This window comes from Lentzea sokolovensis (assembly GCF_033949975.1).
GTDB lineage: Bacteria > Actinomycetota > Actinomycetes > Mycobacteriales > Pseudonocardiaceae > Lentzea > Lentzea sokolovensis.
Genome location: NZ_JAXAVU010000014.1, coordinates 286490 through 300657 on the forward strand (window position 1 = coordinate 286490; position 14168 = coordinate 300657).

A 14168-nucleotide genomic window follows, 5' to 3' on the forward strand; every position below is an offset into this window, starting at 1 on the left:
TCCAGTCAATGCCCGGTTTTCACCCGACCGTCCACACCGGAATCTTTGCGGAATGAATTGCTCCGCCGTTGACCCGCCGTCGCCGAAGTGGCAATACTGCGTCAGGTAAGAGGTACAGACCACCTCGTCCTCCCGCCCGCCCGCGGGTCACACCCCTGTGGAGGAAATGCATGCGAACAAAGACGTTGCTCGTGCTTTCCAGTTGTGCGGCGATACTCGCCTCGACCATTGCCGCACCATCGGCGATGGCGGCCGCGCTGAACAACTACTTCGAAACCCCCGCCGCCGGTGCGCCCTACACCCTCGCGAAATGGGCGGCCGACGGCTGGAACGCGCCCTGGCACCAGGGCCTCGACACCCGCACGTACATCGACTCCAGCGTGAAGCGCAGCGGCAGCAAGTCGTTGCGGGTCACCTACCCCGCCGGGCAGTTCGGGCCGGGGCCGTCCGGCGCACAGGCACCGTTCGCGATCCCGCGCGCCCAGCAGTACTACGTGGCGCAGTGGGTGCGCTTCAGCTCGGACTTCAGCTGGGGCAACACGAACTTCGCCGGCAAGGTCGGCGTCGGGCTCGGCGCGGGCGCGTCCTGCTCCGGCGGCATCCCGTGCGACGGTTACAACGGCTTCACGTCGCGGTTCATCTGGCGCAGCGGCGGCAAGGCCGCGATCTACTACTACAGCATGGATCACGCCAGCCAGTACGGCGACTACCGCGACCTCTCGCTCGACGGCAAGCCCGTCTACTACCCGCCGGGCCAGTGGGTCGAGATCGTGCAGCGGGTCAAGGTGAACACCGTGACGAACGGCAACGCCAACCCCGACGGCGAGATCCAGGTGTGGTTCAACGGCCGGTCGGCCGCGCTCATCACCGGACTGAAGTTCGTCCGCAACGGCGACCTCATCGACCGGGCCTACCTGTCGTCGTTCGCGGGCGGCGGTGACGCCTCGTTCGCGCCGACCAGGACCGGCTACATCTGGTACGACGACCTGCGCGTCAACACCAGCCCGATCTAGCTCATCCATGTGTCACCAGCGGTTTCTCCGGTAGCAGTGCCAGGGTTTCCGGTAGTGAGTCGAACGTCAGGTGATCGCTGAACACCGGCAGGGGATCCACCTCTCCCCCGGCCACGAGAGCGAGCACGGCGGGCAGGTGCGGCGTGATGTCGGGCCTGCCCGTCGTGAACGTGACCGCGTTCATGTACATCGGCCCGGTGGGCACCGTGACGCCGGCGAAGTAGATGCCGGCGCTGTGACAGTGCCCACCGGGTTCGGTCGCCTTCAACGCCGCCGTGAGCCCGTCCGGATGCCCGGAGGCGTCGTAGGTCAGCGGGAACTCCCGCCGGTCCAGGTCCGCCGCCGATGCGACCGCCTGCGCGCCATACCCCCTCAGCAATGGCGCGACGACGTTCGCTGGCATCGACATAGACGACACGGGACGCGTTCAGCGCACGGGCGAACGCGCAGGCGTACAACCCGATGCTGGTGCCACCGAACACGAGCAGCGGCGCACCAGGCGCGTGCGTCTGTCCCTTGAGGACGCTGCGTACGCGTCCGTCAGGTTGTCCGAGGCCGACGCGAACGCCTCGGGCTCGGCCCCGTGCGGCAGCTTGACCAGGTTCGCCGCCGCCCACGGCACCCGCACCAACTCGGAGAACAGGCCACCCCACGCACCGCCGAGCGGCAGCCCGAACATCGCGTAGCGCGGCACCGACAGGCAGCGCGACGGCGCCCCCGCCGAGCACGTGGCACAGGTGCCGCACGAGATGTGCCACGGCACGACCACGAGATCACCGGCGACCAGCCCGGACACCTCGTCGCCCACCTCCACGACCTCGGCCACGCACTCGTGCCCGAGCTGCAACGGCGCCGGGAACGGCGTCCGTCCCGCGATCACCGCCCGGTCGAGGTCGCAGGTGGTGGCGGCGACCGGCCGCACCACCGCGTCGCCGGGATCGACGACGCGTGCGTCCGGGACGTCACGCCAGCGCAGCTCACGAGTCCCGATGTACTCCAAAACCCTCATTTCACACTCCCTGCGGTGAGTCCTGACCGCCAGTACCGCTGCAACAACAGGAAAGCGAGCACCAGCGGCAACAACGCGAACAACGAACCCACGACCATCAGCGGGTAGTAGTCGGGGTCGATGTTCGCGAGCGAGTTCCAGCTGTAGAGGCCGAGGCTGACCGGGTAGAGGTTCTGGTCGGACAGCATCACCAGCGGCAGGAAGAAGTTGTTCCAGATCGACGTGAGCTGGAACAGGAAGATCGTGACGTAGCCCGGCGCGAGCATCCGCAGTCCCACGAACACAAAGCTGCGGATCTCCGTCGCGCCGTCGACCCGTGCCGCTTCCAGCACCTCGTTCGGCACGTAGGCCGCGGAGAACACCCGCGCCAGGTAGACGCCGAACGGGTTGAACAGGACCGGGATGATCACCGACCAGATCGTGTTCGCCACACCGGCGGCCGACGCCATCAGGTACAGCGGCAACGCCAGTACCGCGGCCGGCACCATCACCGACACCAGCACGAGAGCGAACAGCTGGTTCTTGCCGGTGAACGAGAACTTGTCGAACACGTACCCGGCGGCCGTGCTGATCAACGCACCGACCGCCGCGCCTCCGGCCGCGTACAGGATGCTGTTGAGGTACCAGCGCCCGTAGATGCCCTTCTCCTGCGTGAACAGGCCCTTGACGTTGTCCACCAGGGCGAAGTTCGAGAGGTCGAAGAAGTCGGAGGCGAACAGCGCCTCGGTGTCCACAGTGGAGGCGAGCAGCAGCCAGACCAGTGGCAGCAACGCGTACAGCACGCCGACGCCGATCACGACGTTCGCGGTGAGCCGGCCGGTCATGCCTTCCCTCCCCGCGCGGCGCCGCGAGTGACGGCGAACGAGAGCAGACAGCACACGATCAGCAGCAACACCGAGGCCGCCGAGGCGAGACTGTGGTTGTTGCGGGCGAACGCGGCGTCGTAGATGTACATGTTGGGGGTGAAGCGCGGGCCGATCAGCGGGGTGACCTTGCTGAGCAGCATGGGTTCGGTGAACAGCTGCAACGCGCCGATCACGGTGAAGATCAGCACGGTCACGATCGTGCCCCTGATCAGCGGCACCTTGATCGTCACCGCTGCCCGCACGGGCCCGGCGCCGTCGATGGCGGCCGCCTCGATCACCTCCCGCGGCACGGCTCGCAGCGCGGCGAAGAAGATCACCGTCGTGTAGCCGAGACCGCTCCACAGCGCGATGTTCACCAGCGATGGCACGACCATCTCGAGCCCGAGGAAGTTGACCTCCAGGTCGAGGCCCTTCATCAGGTCGATCACCGGCGAGATGCCCGGCGTGTAGAGGTAGAGCCAGAGGACGGTCGCGATGATGCCCGGCACGGCGTGCGGCACGAACAGGATCGTCTGACTGATCTGCCGCAACCGCACCACACCCGAGTCGAACAGCAGCGCCAGCGACAACGCGCCGACGATCACGAGCGGGATGAACACGGCCGAGTACAGCACCGTGACGCCTACGCCCTGCAGAAAGCTGGGGTCGGTCAGGACGACGCCGTAGTTGCGCAGTCCGACGAACGCCGTCCGGCCGTTGCCGAACCCGAGCCCGGTGTGCGAGCGGGCGAAGAAGCTCAGGTAGATCGCGTACAGCGTGGGCGCGAGGAACACCACGGCCAGCAGCGCGACGAACGGGCCGAGCAGCACGCCGACGGCGGAACGTTGCCTGATCACGAGCGCCTCACCGACAGACCGAGGCTGCGCATGTCCGGCAACGTCTCCGCCTCGGCGTCACGAAGAGCCTGCGCGATCGTGGTGCCGTAGGGGATCCGGGCCAGGCCGTGATGGATGGACGTGGCGGTGGACTGCATGCGCGGCCCCCACATCCAGCCGCCGTGCTGCAGTTCGTACTGCTCGGCCGCCAGCCCGTAGAGGTCCTGTCCGCCGTAGAACGTGGTCTTGAACTGCTTGGCGGCCGCGTCCCACAGCTTCGGCGCGGCGGGCAGCAGGCTGGACCGCCCGCTCGACAGGCGCGCGGTGATCGCCTCGGGCGAGGTCGACATCCATTCGACGAACCGCATCGCCCGTTCCTTCTTGACGCTCTCCGCGGTGATCACGTGCAGCGAGGCGCCGTCCCGTCCGATCGACGGCTTCGCGGGGTCCCACTGGGGTGCCGCCGCGATGCGCCACTTCCCCGTGCCGCCGGGCACCGAGGACGCCAGCGCGGCCACGCCCCACGTGCTGACCAGGTGGCTGGCGACCCGTCCCTCGGCGAGCGCGGCGAGCCACTCCTGGCTGCTGCCGGGCGCGAGGAAGAGCAACTGCTCGTCGAGCAGGCCCTGCCAGTACTCGGCCGCCTTCAGCGAACCCGCGTCGGTGAAGTTGACGACCCACGAGTCGCCGTCGACGCCGAACCAGCGGCCGCCGGTCTGCATGACGTGGGCGGCGAAGAGGTTGTAACCGTTGGGGTGGAAGGCGGTCAGGTAGATGTTCCTGGCCTTCAACGCGCGGGCTGCCTCGCGGAACTCGTCCCACGTCGTCGGCACGTCGACACCGTGCTCGCGCAGGACGTCCTCGCGGTAGAGCATCAGCAACGGCGGCAGGTCGAGCGGAACGCCGTAGACCCGGCCGCCGAACGTGGCGCCGGACCAGGCGACCTCGCCGAGTTCCGCCCGCAGCCGCGCGCTGACCAGGTCCGTCAGGTCGGCGGTGACGCCGTCCAGTGCGAACATCGGCAGGTCGGCGTCGGCCATCGACACCACGTCCGGCGCGTTGCCCGCGCGGGCGGCGTTGGACAGCTTCGCGTTGCCGCCGGCGAAACCCGACGTCACCGTCTCCAGCACGACAGGTTCGCGAGGGTTCAGCGCGTTCCAGGCGTCCACGACGGTGTTCGTGCCGCGCAACGACGACCAGAACTTCAACGGCCCGTTCGGGTCCTTTGTGGACGACGAGCATCCGGCCAGCAGCGTGAGACCGATGGCAGCGAGCAGGCTGCGCCGGCTGATCATGGGCGGACCGCCGGGCGCGGCACGTCCACGGGGTTGCCGCGGTCGGCGGCCTGGTACACCGCCAGAGCGGCGGACACGACAGACCGTCCGTAGGCGCCGTCGATGTACTCGCCGCCGTCGCCACGCGCGGCCGACACGAAACCGTCGAGCTGCGACCGGAACGCCGTGCGCAGGTGGCTGGGACTGGCCTCGACCAGCGTCGTGATGTTGCCGTCGCGCAGCAGCAAGAGGCCGTCGCTCGCGGAGACCCGCAGCGTCACCTCCGGCATCACGACGTCGGTCTCGTCGTAGTACGGCGTTCCCCTGCTGGTCAGCACGACGCTGGCGGTCACACCGTTGGCGAGTTCGATCAGCGCGAGCGAGTCGGTCTCGACGTCGATGCCCTCACGGCCGCGCACCACGCTGCTGACCCTGCGCACGGTGCCGCCGCCGAACCACTGGATGCGGTCCAGGCCGTGCGTGCCGACGTTCAGCACGATGCCGCCACCGGCGAGAATCGGGTCGAAGAACCAGGCGGGCCGCGAGTTCGGCTCGTAGTGCGCGGACCGGCGGTGCGCGATCAGCAGCGGATCGCCGAACTCACCGGACGCGATCAGCGCGCGGGTCTCGCGTGCCACCGGGTCGAAGTGGATGACGTGGGCGACCGCGAGCAGCACGTCCGCGTCCCGGCAGACCTCGATCATCCGCGAGCAGTCCTCGACGGTGGTCGCCATCGGCTTCTCCACCAGCACGTGCAGCCCGGCCTCCGCGGCCTGGACGACCTGCTGGGCGTGCAACGCGTGCGGCGTCGTGATGATGACGCCGTCGAGGTTCGCCTCGGTGATCATCGTGCGGTAGTCGTCGTACACCTCGACGCCCGGTGCCGCGAGCGCCTCGGCGGCCTCGCGCCGCACGTCGCAGATCGCCGCGATCGCGTAGCCGCCGGCTCCGGCCGCCGCACGGACGTGGTGCGCGCCGACCGCGCCGGCACCCAGGAGTCCGATCCGGAATGAGGTCATGTTCCTGCTTTCTCGTGAAGCTTCAGCTCTGCGGAGCCGCACGACGCCCTGACGACGAGCCGCGGCTGGATCAGCACCTGCTGGGAGGGAACGTTGCGGCCACCGTCGATGCGGTGGAGGAGCAGCTGGGCGGCCAGCGCGCCCACATCGGTCTTGGGAGGCGACACGGCGGTCAGCGGGATGTCGCCGACCTCCGCCACCTCGTCGTCGTAGGCGACCACGGCGAGATCTCGTGGCACGGACAGGCCGAGCCTGCGGGCGGCGACGATCAACGCGGCGGCGTCGCGGTCGCCGTGGCAGAACACCGCCGTGACACCGGATTCGGCACAACGCCGGGCGTACGCGGAGATGTCCTGCGCCTGCCACAAGAGCCTGCGCACGGTGGCGGCGGCATCGACGTCCAGCAGCTCGACGGCCTCGTCGAACCCGTGCGCGACCTGCTCGGACGTGCCGGTGCTGACGCGGCCCAGGAACCCGATCTTCTCGTGCCCCAGCGACTTCAGATGCCGGACGGCCTTGCAGACACCACCGGCGTGGTCGGTGCCGACGAACGTGGTCGGGTCGTCCGGCTCCGGCGACGGCGGGCGTCGCTCGGCGAGCACGTACGGGACCGGGAGGTCGCGGAGGCTGTCCACGTAGGACTGCGGGTCGGTCATCAGGTGCAGGCTCGGTACCAGGAGCAGGCCCTGCACACCCGTTTCGAGCATCGTGCGCAGCTCGTCGCGTTCGACGTCGAGGTCGTACTTCGAACACACCAGCACGACACCGACGCCCGCACCGCGCAGGACGCGCTGCAGTCCGTCGATCACGCGCGGGTAGTAGTAGGTCGTCGACGGGACGAGCACACCGACGAGCGGCCGTCCCGATCCGATCGGCGCGGTCTCGGAGCGGACGAACGTGCCCGCGCCCTGCCTGCGCAGCACGATCTGCTCGTGCACGAGCTGGCCGACGGCGCGCCGGATCGTGTTGATGCTGACCGACAGCGTGGTCGCGAGCTCGCGTTCGACGGGCAGCTGGTCGCCGGGCCCGTACACCCCGTCGGCGATGTCCTTGCGCAGACGGTCAGCGGCCCACTGCCATTTCGGGCCAGCGGAGGAATGAAGGAATGAATCCCCCGATTCAGCTGATGTCATGCCGGGAAGAATGACTCATGCTGCTCCTTGCCGCAAGAGGTGACCTGTGATTTTGTGAACCGAGTCCACATCAGGCCAAAAATTCATTCCTTTCAAAGAATGAATTCGTCGCATGCTGGGAGTGTGCCCTCATGAATGAGGCAGACCTCGAAGAAGAACTCGGCAGGCCCTCTCCCGCGCTGGTCGCGGAGGCCGCCGGCTGGGGTGACGTCGTCGTGCTGGGTGCGGGTGGCAAGACCGGGTCGGGCATCGCCGGCATGGCCCAGCGCGCCCTCGTCCAGGCCGGTGGCGACGCACGGGTGCGGGCGGTCTCGCGATGGTCCGACGAGGACGGACGCGCGCGGGTCGAGGCCCAGGGCGTCGAGATCGTGACGGCGGACCTCGCGGATCCGGCGGCGGTCGCCGGTCTGCCGGACGCCGACACGGTGATCTTCCTCGTGGGCGCCAAGTTCGGCACCGCGGGAGCGCCGGAGCAGGCGTGGATGACCAACACCGTGCTGCCCGCGTACGTCGCCGAGCGCTACCCGAAGGCGCGGATCGTCGCGTTGTCCACTGGCAACGTCTACGGCATGACCGCGCCGGTCACCGGTGGCAGCGTGGAGACCGACGAGCCGCGGCCCGACGGCGACTACGCGATCACGTGCCGCGGCCGGGAGCAGGTGTTCACGCACGCGGCGCGGACCAGGGGGACACCCGTGGCGTTGATCAGGCTCAACTACGCCTGCGAACCCCGCTACGGCGTGATCGCCGATCTCGCGCAAAAGCTCGTCAAGGGCATGCCGGTCGACCTCACCACCGGTGCCGTGAACGTCGTGTGGCAGCGGTACGCCAACGAGGTCGTGCTGCGCAGCGTCGGGCATGCCTCGGACTCGCCGTTCGTGCTGAACCTGACCGGACCCGAGACCGCGTCCGTCCGTTCGATCGCCACGCGGCTGGGCTCCCGGCTCGGCGTGGAGGCGTCGTTCACCGGCTACCTGCCGGAGACCTCGCTGCTCAGCGACGCGACGACGTGCCACGAGCTGTTCGGCTACCCGGACCGCACCCTCGGCCAGCTGATCGACCTCCAGGCCGCGTGGCTGCGCGACGGCGGGCCGCTCTGGTCAAAGCCGACGAAGTTCGAGCGACGGGACGGGCGGTTCTGATGGACTTCGCGACAGCGGCTCTGCTGCACCGCGGCACGGTGATCCCCGCGCACCCGTTGGCGCTGGACGAGTCCCGCACGCTCGACGAGGAACGGCAACGGGCCCTCACCCGCCACTACCTGGAGGCGGGCGCGGGTGGGCTCGCGGTCGGGGTGCACACCACCCAGTTCGAGATCCGGGAGCACGGGCTGTACCGGCCGGTGCTGGAACTGGCGGCGGAGGAGATCGCAAGCCGCGCACGGCCGGCGGCACTCGTCCCGCCCACCGCCGCCGCGTCATCCAGCCCGTTCCTGCGCATCGCCGGAGTGGCCGGGCCGACCGGTCAGGCGGTCGCCGAGGCCGAGATCGCCCGCGACCTCGGCTACGACGCGGTGCTGGTCTCCCCCGGCGGACTCGCGGACCTCACCCCCGGTGACCTGCTCGACCGCAGCGCCGCGATCGGTGAGGTCCTGCCGACCATCGGCTTCTACCTCCAGGAGGCCGTGGGCGGCCGCTACCTGCCCCGCGCGTACTGGCGGCGCCTCGCCGACCAGCCGTCGACCGTCGCGGTGAAGGCCGCGCCGTTCGACCGTTATCGGACGCTGGAACTCGTGCAGGGCGTCGCGGACTCCGACAGGGGCGCCGAAGTCGCGCTGTACACCGGCAACGACGACAACATCGTCAGCGACCTGCTCACGCCGTTCCACGTACGCGGCGGCGTGCGGCGGTTCGTCGGCGGCCTGCTCGGGCACTGGGCGGTGTGGACGCGTTCCGCCGTGCGAATCCTCCAGGACGCTCACGCCGCCGTGGACGGCGATGTGGAGGCACGAGCACGGGTCGCGGCGTTGAGCGCGATGTGCGTGGACGCCAACGCGGCGGTGTTCGACGTCCGGAACGGCTTCGCGGGCGTGATCGCCGGCGTGCACGAGGTGTTGCGGCGCCAGGGAGTCCTGCGCGGCATCTGGTGCCTCGACCCGGACGAGACGCTCTCCCCCGGTCAGGCCGAGGAACTCACCCGCGTGCAGAACACCTACGCGGACTGGCTGAACTGACGCAGGTGCGGGCATCGCGTCCGCCCACGGATGCCCGCACCTCACCCTCGCCCCCACTCTCTTACCTGTCAACGGAATGTATTCCACCGTCCAAGAAGGAGCATCATGGCCATTCGCAGGCACGGCAAGGAGCCCCGGCGCCGCACAGGACAGTTCCTGCTGTGCAAGGGCATGGACATCAGATCGATCGGGAACGCCGGTGAGGCGGCGAAGCTGTTGCGCCGCTACGTCCACGAGGAGACGGGAATCGTCCTCGGCAACTCACCGGAAGGCGTGGTGATGGTGACGCACGAGCCCGCGATGCGCGGACTCGGCGAAGAGGGCTATGCCCTGCTGGTGAGCCCGAACGCGGTGATGCTGCGCGCGGCCACCCCAGCAGGGCTGGTCAACGGTGTCGAGCAGTTCCGCCGGCTGCTGTCACCCGGCGGAAGGGTGCCCGCGGTGGACCTGACTCACTTGACCGCACCGGCCGTGGCCCCGGCCTGGATGTAGCGCTGGAAGCACACGTACGCCAGCAGGACCGGCAGCATCGCGATGGTGAGGCCGGCGAACAGGCCGCTCCAGTCGCTCTGATAGCCCTGCGACGTCGACAACGCGGCCAGTCCCTGCGCCAGCACGTAGTTCTCCGGATCCGGGTTGAGCACGAGCGGCAGCAGGTACTGGTTCCACAGGCCGAGAAAGTTGAAGATCGCGACCGACACCAGGCCCGGCCGCGCCATCGGCAGCATCACCCGGAAGAACACGCCCCAGTGCGTGCAGCCGTCGATGAACGCCGCCTCGGCGATCGCGGACGGCAGCGTGCGGAAGAACGCGTGCAGGAAGAAGATGGTGAACGGCGTCGCGAACGTCGCGTACACCAGGATCAGCCCGAGTTTGGTGCCCAGCAACCCCATCTGCTCGACCGTGAAGAACAACGGCACGAGTGCGAGGAACGTCGGGAAGAACTGGGACGTCACGAACAGGTAGTAGACGAACCTGTTGCCCGGGAACCGATAGCGCGCCAGCGTGTAGGCCGCGATGCCACCGACCAGCATGGTCAGGAACAACGCGCCGCCGACGACGATCACCGAGTTCAGGAAGTACTGCCCGATCGACGCCTCGTTCCAGGCACGGCCGAAGTTGTCCCAGCGCGGCCTCTCCGGCACCGTCCACGGGCTGGTGAGGATCTCGGTGTCGGACTTGAACGAGCTCGTCACCGCCCACAGCAGCGGGAACGCCGTGACGATCGCCCAGAAGCCGAGCGCGATGTGCAGCGGGAACCGTTTCATGCCAGCTCCGTCCGGTTCTTGTTGCCGCGCAACGCGACGAGCGCGAACACGAGCGTGCCGAAGAACAACGCGACGCCCATCGCGCTCGCGTAGCCGAACTTGCCGTACTCGAACGCCGTCCGGTACAGCGACAGGCCCATGACCTCGGTGGAGCCGTCCGGGCCACCGGGTCCGACCGTCATGATCTGGACCAGCGCGAACGCGTCCAGCGCGACCATGCCGAGGTAGACGAACGCCACCTGGACGTTGTCGCGCAGCAACGGCAGCGTGATGCGCCGGAACGTCGTCCAGCCCGTCGAGCCGTCGATCAGCGCGGCCTCGAAGATCTCCTTGGGGATGGCGTCGATCGCGGCGCTGAACAGCACCATGTAGAAGCCGACACCCGACCAGATCATCACCGCCATCACCGCGAGCAACGCGAGGCCTGGTTCGGCGAGCCAACTCCTGGCGAGACCGTCCAGGCCGATCGCGCGCAGCACGCCGTTGATCAGGCCGTTGTTCGGGTTGTAGGCGAAACCCCAGAGCACGGCCACGATCGCCACCGACAGCATCTGCGGGAAGAAGAACACGATCTCGTAGAACCGCGCTCCCCGGACACCGCTGCGCCCGTCCTCGCCGCCGCGCTGGATCATCGTGGCGAGGAACAGGCCGATGCCGATCGTCGCCGCGGGCATGAGCAGCAACAGCAGCAGGTTGTTCTTGATGGCGTCCAGGAACAGCGAGTCGCCGGCCAGGCGGGCGAAGTTGTCGAACCCGACGAAGTTCGCCTTGCCCGCCACACCGTTCCAGTCCGTCAGCGACAGGTAGAACGCCTGAGCGTAAGGCGACACGATGAAGATCAGGTGCAGCACGAGCGCGGGTGCGAGGGCGCCGATGACGAACCCGTACCCGCGGTTGAGCTTGCGGCGCTTGCGCGGCGCGGGTGGAGCGGGCGCCGCAGCCCGCTCCACCGGCCTGGTCAGGACGCTCACTTCCGTTCGTACTTCTTGATGCTGGTGTCCTTGGCGAGGTCGTCGGCGGCCTTCTGCACGCGGTCGACCCACTCGGCCGGAGTGATCCGGCGCGTCACCAGTTCGGCGACCGCGTCGTCCACGGCCTTGGTCAGCGTCGGGTACCAGATGCGGTGCCGGTAGTTGATCGTGTCGTCACCGGCCTTCTTCACCGCCTCCGCGACCGAGCTCAACGCCGGCGACATCGTGAGGCCCTCGGTGGCGCCCTTGACCGACGGCAAAGTGCCGACGGACTTCGCGAAGTCCTTCATGGCGTCGCGGGAGAACAGCATCCGCAGGAACTCCAGGCCGCCCTGCACGTTCTTGCCCTGGCTCGGCACGAGGTACGCCTCGCTGCTGCCCGCGTGGATCGCGTTGGTCTTGAGCTTGCTGTTCGAGCTCAGCGACGGCACGGCGCCCATCACCATGTCGAACCCGGCGGGCGTGACGGACTTCTGCTCGGCCTCCAGCCAGGAGCCGCTCGGGATGATCGCGGCCTTGCCCTGACACCAGGCCGCCTGCGCCTCGGTGTGCGACAACGCTTCCGAGCCCTGCATCAGATACCCCTTGCCGGACAGCTCCGCGATCGCCTCGGCCGCCGCCTTCACCGACTCGTGCCGCCAGGCGTTGGGCTGCAGGTTGTCGATGGACTTGAGCAGATCCATCCCACCGCCGCGCACGGCCATGACCAGCAACGGATCGGTCATGTACTCGGGGAACTTGCCCTGGTAGGTCCACGGCGCGATGCCGGTCTTCTTGATGTCCTCGCAGAGTTCGAGCATCTCCGGCCACGTCTGCGGCCACATCCAGCCGTTCTTCTCGAACAACGGCTTCGAGTACCAGAGGCCCCAGGCGGTGTAGGCGTAGTTGAACCGCACGAACGAGCCGTCGTACGTGCCGTCCTCGACCACGCCGGGCAGCAGCGTGTCGCGCACCTTGACGTTCGGGTCGTCCCACGACGGCGCGTCGAGCAACTTGTCCAGGTTCTCGAGCTGCTGGGACTGGTTGAGCGCGGCGATGTCGAGCCGGCCCGCGCCGGTGTTGTTGACGACGTCCGGCGGGTTGCCCGCGACGAACCTCGGCCGCAGCGTGTCGCCGACCTTCTGGATGCCCTTGTGGTCGATGACCGAGCCGCCGAACTGCTTCTTGTAGACGCCTTCCGCGGCGATCACGTAGTCGTCGCCGTAGGCGCCCTTGAAGACGACGACCTCCAGCGGGGCGTCGGCCTTGACGCCGAACGGGTTCGTGGAGCTCTTGTCTCCGCCCTGCGACTGCTGCCCGGCGTTGCCGCCGGCGGTGACGCACGCGGCCAGGGTGGGCACTGACAGGCCCAGCACGGCGGCGGCTCTGAGCATGCTGCGCCGCGAGATCTCGTGGGAGGACATGGCGAAGTCCGTTCTTGGTGGAGGGATCAGGGAAGGGCGAGCCAGCCGCAGCCCTGGCGCCAGTGGCCGCCGGACTGGAGGTGGCTGACGATCGCGCGCTGCAGGGTGGTGTCCTGCGGCAAGGTGGCGAGGTCGCCGGTGCCGGGAGGCAGGTGGTGGACGAACTCCAGCACGTCGCTGTCGCAGTCCGGCATCGGTCCGAACCGGGTCCAGCGGCGTTGGAACCGGACGATGTTCGAGCTCTCCGGCAGGAACTCCGCGAGCTGCGGGTCGAGCAGCCACGAACGGCAGGTGCCGTGGTCGTGGTGCTCGTCCGGGAAATGCTCTGTGAAGAACGGCCTGGCGCGGCGGAACGACTCGTCGCACGCCTCGGGAGTCATCGGGCCGTCGCCGGGGATGTGCACTTCCAGAACGGGTGTGCCGTCCTTCGGACCGTCGTCCGACTCCGCCTGGTACTCGTCGATCGTGAGCACCGCGCGGTCGAACTGCAGCCTGCCGAGCCGGAAGAGCGTGCCGCGGAAGTGCCGCACCAACCAGCCCTGCCGGTCGAAACCGCCTGTGTCGTAGTACTTGCGGTAGCTGGCGACCTTGGCGCCGAGGTCCTCCACGGTCGCCGCGGTGACGTCGAACGGGATGTTCAGCCTCCGGTGCAGCGCCAGCAGCGACGGCAACGCGAGCAGGAAGAGGTGGACGTAGAAGTAGCGTCCGGCCTCGCCGAGTTCGGCGGGGGCGTTCGGCCAGTCCACCTTCCGGCTGGGGATCGGGTCCGCCGCGTAGAGGACCTGGTGGCACCTTCGGAGCGCCTCCCAGAGTTCCGGTGTCCTGTTCGGACTGGGGAGCGTCGCCAGCACGCCGGTGTGGTCCGCGTCTGGCACGCCCAGCAGCACGAGCCGTCGTGCGGCCTCCGCTGTCGTCACCGGCTCCAGGTCCGCGACGTCGGCTCCCGGCTGTTTCAGCAGCGCGGCGAGCCAGTCGTCGGTCTCGCTCATGGCGGCACCTGCTTTCCGGCGATTCCTTCCCCGAAACGGGAATGAATATGGCGTGTCTTGCCCTGGTTCGGCACATCATTATGTGTGACCTCCTGCACGTCAATGATTCTTCGCAGGTCACACGAACAGCTGAAGAATGACTACCGTGCGCTCATTCCCCCAGGCCAGAGCCTTGCGGTGCGTGAGGATTCATTCCTTCGAGACGGGATTCATACCGTTGACTCGGCAATCAGAG

General features: G+C 68.4%; 15 protein-coding genes. 4 read left to right on the forward strand and 11 right to left on the reverse strand.

Annotation, left to right across the window (positions count from 1 at the left end):
* Positions 1–170: 170 nt before the first annotated feature.
* Positions 171–1013: a polysaccharide lyase gene (locus tag SK854_RS35390; RefSeq protein WP_319979489.1), complete on the forward strand. Its 843-nt coding sequence runs from the start codon at positions 171–173 to the stop codon at positions 1011–1013.
* 1 nt (position 1014) lies between these two features.
* Here the strand turns inward: SK854_RS35390 and SK854_RS35395 are convergent, their stop codons facing one another.
* Genes SK854_RS35395 through SK854_RS35425 form a run of 7 tightly spaced genes read right to left on the reverse strand, consistent with a single transcriptional unit; the run spans position 1015 to position 7129 of the window.
* Positions 1015–1422 (reverse strand): hypothetical protein, encoded by a 408-nt coding sequence (locus SK854_RS35395; RefSeq protein WP_319979490.1) that lies wholly within the window; start codon positions 1420–1422, stop codon positions 1015–1017.
* An 18-nt stretch (positions 1423–1440) separates the two neighbouring features.
* Positions 1441–2022, reverse strand: coding sequence for an alcohol dehydrogenase catalytic domain-containing protein (locus SK854_RS35400; RefSeq protein WP_319979491.1), 582 nt, complete (start codon positions 2020–2022; stop codon positions 1441–1443).
* Entirely contained in the window at positions 2019–2846 is an 828-nt protein-coding gene (locus tag SK854_RS35405; protein WP_319979492.1) for a carbohydrate ABC transporter permease, read from the reverse strand. Before SK854_RS35405 ends, SK854_RS35400 begins: the two co-directional genes overlap by 4 nt.
* Positions 2843–3724: a carbohydrate ABC transporter permease gene (locus SK854_RS35410; protein WP_319979493.1), complete on the reverse strand. Its 882-nt coding sequence runs from the start codon at positions 3722–3724 to the stop codon at positions 2843–2845. The genes SK854_RS35405 and SK854_RS35410 overlap by 4 nt, the downstream gene beginning before the upstream one ends.
* A complete protein-coding gene (locus SK854_RS35415; protein WP_319979494.1) occupies positions 3721–4998 on the reverse strand; it encodes an ABC transporter substrate-binding protein in 1278 nt (425 codons plus the stop codon). Before SK854_RS35415 ends, SK854_RS35410 begins: the two co-directional genes overlap by 4 nt.
* Entirely contained in the window at positions 4995–5996 is a 1002-nt protein-coding gene (locus tag SK854_RS35420) for a Gfo/Idh/MocA family protein (RefSeq protein ID WP_319979495.1), read from the reverse strand. The genes SK854_RS35415 and SK854_RS35420 overlap by 4 nt, the downstream gene beginning before the upstream one ends.
* Entirely contained in the window at positions 5993–7129 is a 1137-nt protein-coding gene (locus tag SK854_RS35425; protein WP_319979496.1) for a GntR family transcriptional regulator, read from the reverse strand. The genes SK854_RS35420 and SK854_RS35425 overlap by 4 nt, the downstream gene beginning before the upstream one ends.
* 131 nt (positions 7130–7260) lie before the next feature.
* Between SK854_RS35425 and SK854_RS35430 the strand changes: the two genes are divergently transcribed.
* The 3 genes from SK854_RS35430 (at position 7261) to SK854_RS35440 (ending at position 9794) form a co-directional block, all read left to right on the forward strand.
* A complete protein-coding gene (locus SK854_RS35430; RefSeq protein WP_319979497.1) occupies positions 7261–8271 on the forward strand; it encodes an NAD-dependent epimerase/dehydratase family protein in 1011 nt (336 codons plus the stop codon).
* Positions 8271–9302 carry a dihydrodipicolinate synthase family protein gene (locus SK854_RS35435; RefSeq protein WP_319979498.1) on the forward strand — a complete coding sequence of 344 codons (1032 nt, stop codon included), beginning with the start codon at positions 8271–8273 and terminating at the stop codon, positions 9300–9302. The genes SK854_RS35430 and SK854_RS35435 overlap by 1 nt, the downstream gene beginning before the upstream one ends.
* Positions 9303–9407: 105 nt before the next feature.
* Positions 9408–9794, forward strand: coding sequence for a glycoside hydrolase family 20 zincin-like fold domain-containing protein (locus SK854_RS35440; RefSeq protein ID WP_319979499.1), 387 nt, complete (start codon positions 9408–9410; stop codon positions 9792–9794).
* Here SK854_RS35440 and SK854_RS35445 read toward each other — a convergent pair.
* Genes SK854_RS35445 through SK854_RS35460 form a run of 4 tightly spaced genes read right to left on the reverse strand, consistent with a single transcriptional unit; the run spans position 9755 to position 13933 of the window.
* Positions 9755–10570 (reverse strand): carbohydrate ABC transporter permease, encoded by an 816-nt coding sequence (locus SK854_RS35445; protein WP_319979500.1) that lies wholly within the window; start codon positions 10568–10570, stop codon positions 9755–9757. The two genes, SK854_RS35440 and SK854_RS35445, sit on opposite strands and share 40 nt — an antisense overlap.
* Positions 10567–11541, reverse strand: a complete 975-nt coding sequence (locus SK854_RS35450) for a carbohydrate ABC transporter permease (protein ID WP_319979501.1) — start codon at positions 11539–11541, stop codon at positions 10567–10569. Before SK854_RS35450 ends, SK854_RS35445 begins: the two co-directional genes overlap by 4 nt.
* On the reverse strand, positions 11538–12944 hold the full coding sequence (gene ngcE / locus SK854_RS35455) for an N-acetylglucosamine/diacetylchitobiose ABC transporter substrate-binding protein (protein WP_319979502.1): 1407 nt from the start codon (positions 12942–12944) through the stop codon (positions 11538–11540). The genes SK854_RS35450 and ngcE overlap by 4 nt, the downstream gene beginning before the upstream one ends.
* A gap of 26 nt (positions 12945–12970) precedes the next feature.
* Entirely contained in the window at positions 12971–13933 is a 963-nt protein-coding gene (locus tag SK854_RS35460) for an acyltransferase domain-containing protein (protein ID WP_319979503.1), read from the reverse strand.
* Positions 13934–14168 lie beyond the last annotated feature (235 nt).

Bases quoted from the DNA above. Each gene is read 5' to 3' on its own strand.
- SK854_RS35390 (WP_319979489.1), top strand. From the start codon at position 171: ATGCGAACAAAGACGTTGCTCGTGCTTTCCAGTTGTGCGGCGATACTC.
- SK854_RS35395 (WP_319979490.1), bottom strand. From the start codon at position 1,422: ATGTCGATGCCAGCGAACGTCGTCGCGCCATTGCTGAGGGGGTATGGC.
- SK854_RS35400 (WP_319979491.1), bottom strand. From the start codon at position 2,022: ATGAGGGTTTTGGAGTACATCGGGACTCGTGAGCTGCGCTGGCGTGAC.
- SK854_RS35405 (WP_319979492.1), bottom strand. From the start codon at position 2,846: ATGACCGGCCGGCTCACCGCGAACGTCGTGATCGGCGTCGGCGTGCTG.
- SK854_RS35415 (WP_319979494.1), bottom strand. From the start codon at position 4,998: ATGATCAGCCGGCGCAGCCTGCTCGCTGCCATCGGTCTCACGCTGCTG.
- SK854_RS35420 (WP_319979495.1), bottom strand. From the start codon at position 5,996: ATGACCTCATTCCGGATCGGACTCCTGGGTGCCGGCGCGGTCGGCGCG.
- SK854_RS35425 (WP_319979496.1), bottom strand. From the start codon at position 7,129: ATGACATCAGCTGAATCGGGGGATTCATTCCTTCATTCCTCCGCTGGC.
- SK854_RS35430 (WP_319979497.1), top strand. From the start codon at position 7,261: ATGAATGAGGCAGACCTCGAAGAAGAACTCGGCAGGCCCTCTCCCGCG.
- SK854_RS35435 (WP_319979498.1), top strand. From the start codon at position 8,271: ATGGACTTCGCGACAGCGGCTCTGCTGCACCGCGGCACGGTGATCCCC.
- SK854_RS35440 (WP_319979499.1), top strand. From the start codon at position 9,408: ATGGCCATTCGCAGGCACGGCAAGGAGCCCCGGCGCCGCACAGGACAG.
- SK854_RS35445 (WP_319979500.1), bottom strand. From the start codon at position 10,570: ATGAAACGGTTCCCGCTGCACATCGCGCTCGGCTTCTGGGCGATCGTC.
- ngcE (WP_319979502.1), bottom strand. From the start codon at position 12,944: ATGTCCTCCCACGAGATCTCGCGGCGCAGCATGCTCAGAGCCGCCGCC.
- SK854_RS35460 (WP_319979503.1), bottom strand. From the start codon at position 13,933: ATGAGCGAGACCGACGACTGGCTCGCCGCGCTGCTGAAACAGCCGGGA.